Annotated in this window: 8 protein-coding genes and 1 pseudogene; 5 read left to right on the top strand and 4 right to left on the bottom strand. The window is 48.9% G+C overall.

Features of this window, described 5'->3' with window-relative positions; genetic code table 11:
• Nucleotides 1–70 precede the first annotated feature (70 nt).
• Complete coding sequence (locus C233_RS23160) at nucleotides 71–562, bottom strand: GNAT family N-acetyltransferase (protein WP_051089665.1); 492 nt, start codon at nucleotides 560–562, stop codon at nucleotides 71–73.
• Nucleotides 563–666: 104 nt separating this feature from the next.
• Between C233_RS23160 and C233_RS0121940 the strand changes: the two genes are divergently transcribed.
• On the top strand, nucleotides 667–1,149 hold the full coding sequence (locus C233_RS0121940) for a PepSY-like domain-containing protein (protein WP_025069266.1): 483 nt from the start codon (nucleotides 667–669) through the stop codon (nucleotides 1,147–1,149).
• Between the two features lie 124 nt (nucleotides 1,150–1,273).
• Here the strand turns inward: C233_RS0121940 and C233_RS0121935 are convergent, their stop codons facing one another.
• Genes C233_RS0121935 through C233_RS0121925 form a run of 3 tightly spaced genes read right to left on the bottom strand, consistent with a single transcriptional unit; the run spans nucleotide 1,274 to nucleotide 3,792 of the window.
• Nucleotides 1,274–1,831 carry an NAD(P)H-dependent oxidoreductase gene (locus C233_RS0121935; RefSeq protein ID WP_018669603.1) on the bottom strand — a complete coding sequence of 186 codons (558 nt, stop codon included), beginning with the start codon at nucleotides 1,829–1,831 and terminating at the stop codon, nucleotides 1,274–1,276.
• Nucleotides 1,832–1,874: 43 nt separating this feature from the next.
• Nucleotides 1,875–2,891 (bottom strand): aldo/keto reductase, encoded by a 1,017-nt coding sequence (locus C233_RS0121930; protein WP_025069265.1) that lies wholly within the window; start codon nucleotides 2,889–2,891, stop codon nucleotides 1,875–1,877.
• Nucleotides 2,892–2,925: 34 nt separating this feature from the next.
• Complete coding sequence (locus C233_RS0121925) at nucleotides 2,926–3,792, bottom strand: aldo/keto reductase (protein WP_018669601.1); 867 nt, start codon at nucleotides 3,790–3,792, stop codon at nucleotides 2,926–2,928.
• Between the two features lie 224 nt (nucleotides 3,793–4,016).
• On the opposite strand from C233_RS0121925, the gene C233_RS0121920 reads away from it, so the two are divergent.
• The 4 genes and pseudogenes from C233_RS0121920 to C233_RS0121905 form a co-directional block, all read left to right on the top strand.
• Nucleotides 4,017–4,844 (top strand): helix-turn-helix domain-containing protein, encoded by an 828-nt coding sequence (locus C233_RS0121920; protein ID WP_018669600.1) that lies wholly within the window; start codon nucleotides 4,017–4,019, stop codon nucleotides 4,842–4,844.
• A 107-nt stretch (nucleotides 4,845–4,951) separates the two neighbouring features.
• Nucleotides 4,952–5,260: an MGMT family protein gene (locus C233_RS0121915; RefSeq protein WP_018669599.1), complete on the top strand. Its 309-nt coding sequence runs from the start codon at nucleotides 4,952–4,954 to the stop codon at nucleotides 5,258–5,260.
• A 25-nt stretch (nucleotides 5,261–5,285) separates the two neighbouring features.
• Nucleotides 5,286–6,119, top strand: a complete 834-nt coding sequence (gene nfo / locus C233_RS0121910) for a deoxyribonuclease IV (protein ID WP_018669598.1) — start codon at nucleotides 5,286–5,288, stop codon at nucleotides 6,117–6,119.
• A gap of 171 nt (nucleotides 6,120–6,290) precedes the next feature.
• A pseudogene (locus tag C233_RS0121905) lies at nucleotides 6,291–6,447 on the top strand (DDE transposase); the annotation flags it as partial.

The raw sequence follows: 6,447 nt of genomic DNA, 5'->3' as shown, positions 1-6,447 counted from the left end.
AAGATTGTGTGAGAAATTACAGGAATAGGACTATAAAAATGGCATATGAAGTGAGTATGCTCTATCATCTTCATATGCCATCTTGATTTTTAGGGACATTTACTGAATATCCCTTCATATTATGTTTGAGGTAAACCATATCTATTAATTGCCTGCCTGCTTCGTAGATAGGGTGGTCGTAGTTGTCCGTAAAGAAACCGGGAATGCGATGCGAATATGCAAACCCGCAACTCTCATAGAAAGGAATACTCAAAGGGCTGTCCCCCGTACCTACAAGCATTGTCCGGCACTTATCCGCATACCGTTCGAAAAGAAATTCTATCAGTTTCTTTCCATATCCCCGGCGTTGGAATCGGGGATAGACGGCAATATTCTTTATCTCGAAAACATCTTCTGCTTCGCGGGTAACGACGCAGGCTGCCTTTACGCTGCCGTCATCGGAAAGGACGAACATTTCGCCGCGTTCCAGGTAACGGTCAATCATGGATTCCTGCTCATCGGCCAACAGCAGAAGGTCGAGGTACCGTTTTTTGTTGTGGAGAACGGGTTGTATGCTTATCATATCGTTTTTATACATTTATGCCGCAAAGATAACCTTTACGGGGGTACAGCCAAACAAAATTCCGGGTGATATTGTTGATTTCGACAAATTACCGATTGATGATTATGAATAAGTTGAAACTTTCTTTCTTGATTTCGATGCTTTGGGCATCCATGTCCGTTTTTGCCGGTTATGCCCCCGACAACGTGCAGGCTGCGCTGAAAAAGATGTATCCTACTGCCGCCGGCATAGCATGGTCGCAGGATAAGGAATATTATGTTGCAGATTTTATTATGAACGGGTTCGACACCAAAGTCTGGTTCAGCCCGGATGCAAAGTGGGTAATGAAACAGACGGATTGGGAGACGCTGGACGAAGTACCCGCTGCCGTCTTCAATGCTTTTGCCGCCAGCCAGTTCTCGGACGGAGTGGTTCAGAATGTTACATGGGTACAGTTTCCCGAATGGCAGCCTATTGTAGCCATACAGGTGGGCAAACCGAACGTACAGGTAAAGTATCAGATATTGTTTACCCCGGAAGGCGGAATACTCCGCCAGCAGAATATTACCTATGCCTATAATACACTCGGGGCAAGTACATTCTTGTAAGAAGATACCGGATATTTATTTAGATGTTATTTTCATTTTAGATATGCGTATATGTTTATTTGCAGAAAATGATAGCAACCATACTTCCGATGATTGCTATCACAATGTAGTCCGTCCTCAAACTTCAGAGCGTTTCGAGTAATCCGATAAGGCGTTCGGCATGTTCCACCGACAGAGTTTTCTGCTGCTCAATGAGTTGGGGTGAAGTGCGGTTGCCATAGCTAACGCCATAAGTATGTACGCAGCCGCAATATATCATCCGGGTCAGCCGGCAGGTAGCTTTGTAACATGGCAGAAACTCGTCGATAGTATAACCCGCTTGACCTTCATGGGTGTACATCGCTTCGGGAGCCCCCGTGGTGAAAGAGAGGACGAGTTTCTTGTTTTTCAGTTTGTCGCCAGTGCTGCCGTGAGAGAAACCGTGTTGAAAAGTCACTTCCATCCAGCGCTCTAAAATAGAAGGGGCGGAATACCAGAAAACAGGGAACTGCAACACGATGATATCGGCTTTGAGCAGTTTTTGTTGTTCGGTTTCTGCGTCGATTCTGAAATCGGGGTAGAGTTCGTCGAGTTTTACTATTTCCGCTTCCGGCAGATGTTTACTCAGCGTATCGAGGATAGTTTTGTTGGCTACGGATGCGGCAAGGTTTGTATGGCCGCTGATAATCAGTATATTTTTCATATTTATTCTTCAATGAAAGATATGCGGTTCTTTATTATATTTATTATCTCTCTGCTTTCGCCACCGTTTGCTGGCGTCCTTCGATAGTGCCCAGCTTGGCGATATCCTCATCCGTCCGGTTGCCGTGTATGGTGATGCGGCTCAACGCCTCATTCATGGCAGCATACTCCTCATCGGTGATTGATACCCCGGCGGCGCCTAAATTCTCAAGAATACGGCTGTCGCTGCGCATACCCGGTATAGGGACGATATGCCCGGGATGCATCACCCAGGCTAAGGAGATTTGTGCGGCGGTGCAGTGCTTCTCTCCGGCATAGCGGTTGATAAGGTCGAGCAGAACCTGGTTGGCACGCATATTCTCTTCGGAGTAACGGGTTATCACACGTCTCACATCATCCCCCTTGAATGCGTCTGCGTTCCGGTATTTGCCGCTCAGGAAACCGCCGGCCATAGGCGAATAAGCCACAAAGCCAATCCCTTCCGCCTTGCAGTAGGGAATGACATCTGCTTCCCATTTACGCTCCATTAGCGAGTATTCACTCTGTACGGCTGCTACGGGAGTTACGGCATGGGCTGCCTTAAGCTGCCCGAGAGTGGGTTCGGATTGTCCCCATGCGCGGATTTTGCCTTCCTTAATCAGTTCGCCCATCCAATAAGCTACTTCGGCAGGGTCGCTTTCTTGGGGTACGCGGTGTTCCAGGTAAAGGTCGATATAGTCGGTTTGCAAGCGCCGCAATGAACCTTCCACAGCTTGCCGGATACCGGTTCGGCTGAGCTTGCCTTCCGGATTCTCTTGTCCGGGCAAGGTGGCGGGAGAGAATTTGGTAGAGATTGTTATCTCATGCCGGAAAGGTTTCAGCGCCTTTCCTACAAGTTCTTCATTCTTGTAGCAACTGTATATTTCGGCCGTATCGAAAAAAGTACAACCCTCATCGTAGGCTTTGCGGATAAGCCGGATAGATTCCGCTTCGTCCGGACAAGTACCGTAACCATGTGTGAAGCCCATGCAGCCGAGGCCGATTGCCGAGACTTCCAATGTCCCGAGTTTTCTTGTTTTCATCATTCTATATTTTCTTATTAATCTTGCATCTTTCTTATTTCTTGGTATCGGGATTGAACTGTCTGTCGTAGCCCAGGAGGAATTTTACGAGTTCTGGATTGCGGTGCGACCAGCGGAAATCGGCAGGCTTGTCAAGCGTACGGATACTTTCCATATCCTCCGGGGCGAGTACAAAATCGAATACCTCCAGGTTTTGCTTCATACGTCCGATGCGGGTAGTTTTCGGAATGGCGATGATATTGCGTTGGATTAGATAGCGCAATGCCACCTGCTGTACCGTCTTGCCGTATTTTTCGGCCAGGGCAGTCAGCACGGAGTCGGTTAGAAGTTCGGGAGCTCCCTGAGCCAGCGGCGCCCAAGCCATGATGCGTGTGCCATAAGGATTCATTTCGGTCTCGGCATCCCATTGCTGGCTGAATACGTTGGTCTTTAATTGATTCACGGCAGGTTTGATTTCGGCATACTCTGCCATATCCACAAACCGGTCGGGATAAAAGTTCGATAGCCCGATTGCACGGACTTTTCCGTCCTTCACGGCTTTCTCCATGGCACGCCATGTTCCCGGATAATCGCTGAAAGGCTGGTGGATAAGCAACAAGTCGATGTAATCGGTACGTAGTTTGCGGAGCGATTCGTCGATGCTGCGTGCAGCCCTTTCCTCGCCCGTATTGGTAATCCATACCTTGGTCGTGAGGAAAAGCTCGTTACGGGGCACACCGCATTTGGCAACGGCATTGCCCACGCCTGTTTCATTGTAATAAGCCTGTGCCGTGTCTATCAGCCGGTAACCCGTACCGATAGCATCGAGTACGCAACGCTCGCATTCTTCCGGAGATACCTGAAACACTCCGTAACCCAATATCGGCATTTCGATATTGTTGTTCAGTTTTATAGTCTGCATAAAATTCTGTTTTAAAGGTTAATATTCAGTATTGGGCATGCCGGTACTCTGCATGCCGGATGCTTCTTTACACTCTATTGTCCGTTTTTATATTTACCTCTCCGGCAGTTTGGGTTTCTGATGCAAAGTTACCGGGTAACTGTCGTTTTACCGTTGCATAATTCGGGGTAATATTTTCACTTTTCGTGGCTTTTGATTACTTTCGTAACAAATAAGAGGAAGAAATGGAACATACGGGCTTCGACGGAATAGTTTTTGCGGATACATTGCAGGAGCTTAGCAGCTTGCAGTACGCGGGGAGAGTAATTCATATCCTTTGCTGCGAGGGCGGTATGGAGTTCGGATTCCAAGATACCCGTTATAGTATCGTGGCGGGAGATTACGCTATCCTGCCTAACGCCGCACTCGTATCGGAGTTTACGCCTTCCGACGATTTTCGGGGTATCCTGATGAGCCTTTCGGATGCGTTCGTTACTTCGATTGCTATCCGCAGCAATTACGGCATTATCGGGCACTTGTCGCTTTTGCAGAACCCGGTCATGAAACTTGCCCCCGATGATTTCCAGGTATGCCGGCAAGCTATGCAGTATCTCCGGAAACGTATGGAGGATAGCGGGCATCTTTTCCGGGAAGAACTGTTGGGGAGTCTGCTGACTGCGCATATCCTCGACCTCTACGACATCCATGCACGCAGCCGGCAAGCCATACGGATATCGGAGCGGATAGCCTCCCTGCTGCGGGAATTTATAGAGCTGTTGTATAGCGGCGAATACGTCCGGAACCGCGAGCTTGATTTTTATGCCTCCCGGCTCTGTATTACCCCTCATTACCTGTCGGAGATATGCAGGAAGGTAAGCGGCAAGCCCGCCACTTATTGGATAGACCGCTTTACCATGCAGGAAATTGCACGTCTGTTGAAACAGAAAGAGCTTTCTTTGACGGTGATTGCGGAACGGCTGAATTTCTCCTCTGTCTCCTATTTTAGCCGTTATGTACAAAAGAGGATGAAGGTAACCCCCTCAGAATACCGCAACGATACGTCTGCCCGCTGAATCGGGGGAGGCATCCTTTCCATGCCTCTTACCCGCATCTTCTTGTACTCATCTGTTCCTGTTTCCGTTTTTTATCCTTACCTTTGTTAAAAAGAAAGACTCAAGCTATGGACTGCGATACTTTTCAGCGAGATGTTTACAGTGTCGTTGCCGCAATCCCGGCGGGATGTGTGATGACGTACGGGCAGATAGCCTACCTGGTCGGCAAACCCCAGTGCTCGCGTATGGTGGGGCATGCCATGCACAACGTGCCGGAAAATTCGCACTTGCCTTGCCACCGTGTGGTGAACAGCCAGGGCAGGCTGGTTCCGGGGTGGACGGAACAGAGGAGGCTGTTGGAAAGCGAAGGTGTCCGTTTCAAGGCGAACGGCTGCGTGGACATGAAGAAGTCCCAGTGGGAATTTATGAAAGAATGATAAAACGATGAATAATACAAGAAACATGAAATTTATAGGTGCGCATGTATCGGCAGGCGGCGGTGTGGAGCAAGCTCCCGTCAATGCCCACGGGATAGGGGCGAATGCTTTTGCCCTGTTTACCAAGAACCAGCGCCAGTGGGTGGCAAAGCCCCTGACGCAGGAAAGCATCTCCTTATTTAAGGAGAACTGTGAAAAGTATGCGTTGGAGGCACGTTACATCCTTCCTCACGACAGCTATCTGATAAACCTGGGACACCCCGAAGCGGAAGGGCTGGAGAAAAGCCGTGCCGCCTTCCTGGACGAGATGCAGCGCTGTGAAGCACTGGGGCTGGAGCTGCTGAACTTTCATCCGGGCAGCCACCTGAACAAGATTCCCGTCGAGGCTTGCCTGGATAGGGTAGCCGAATCTATCAATATAACACTGGGCAAGACGCGGGGTGTGACAGCGGTTATTGAGAATACGGCCGGACAAGGCAGCAATGTGGGCAATGAGTTCTGGCATCTGAGGTACATTATCGACCGTGTGGAAGACAAGTCGCGTGTAGGCGTCTGCCTGGATACCTGCCACACATACACGGCAGGGTACGATATAGTGAACGAGTACGATAAGGTTTTCGAAGATTTCGACACGACCGTCGGTTTCGGCTTCCTCCGCGCCGTCCACCTGAACGATTCCAAAAAGGCATTGGGAAGCCGGGTAGACCGGCACGACAGCATAGGCAAAGGACTTATCGGCATAGACTTCTTTAAACGTTTCATGAAAGACGGACGTTTTAACGATATGCCGGTTATACTCGAAACTCCCGACGAGTCGCTTTGGGCGGAAGAAATCGGGATGCTGCGCGGGTTCGAATAAATACCGGTTGGCTCACCGCAGATTATAAAGGGACATTCAGTAAATAATATAAAATCAGCCAACTAATTCATACACAAAATATTGCGAATTAGCTGGCTTTTTTGTATCTTTAGGTATTCCCCCGCAAATAAGGTTTGAAGGCCAAAACGGGGGAAATTCCCCGACTAAGATATGGCTAAGATACAAAATATTTCCGAAATTCACCCAACTTTGGGCTTCACAGAATTTGATGTTCTGGAAAAATACCGCAAAAGTTTTAATGAGAGTGAGCTTGGCAGGCTTCACTCAGTGTTCCCGTTTGAACGCATGGCAAAAGCCGCAGGCCTGT

The sequence above is a fragment of the Bacteroides gallinarum DSM 18171 = JCM 13658 genome (genome assembly GCF_000374365.1).
GTDB classification, from domain to species: Bacteria; Bacteroidota; Bacteroidia; order Bacteroidales; family Bacteroidaceae; genus Bacteroides; species Bacteroides gallinarum.
Note: the sequence above shows the minus strand (reverse complement) of the source record. Positions and strands in the feature narration are given on the sequence as shown.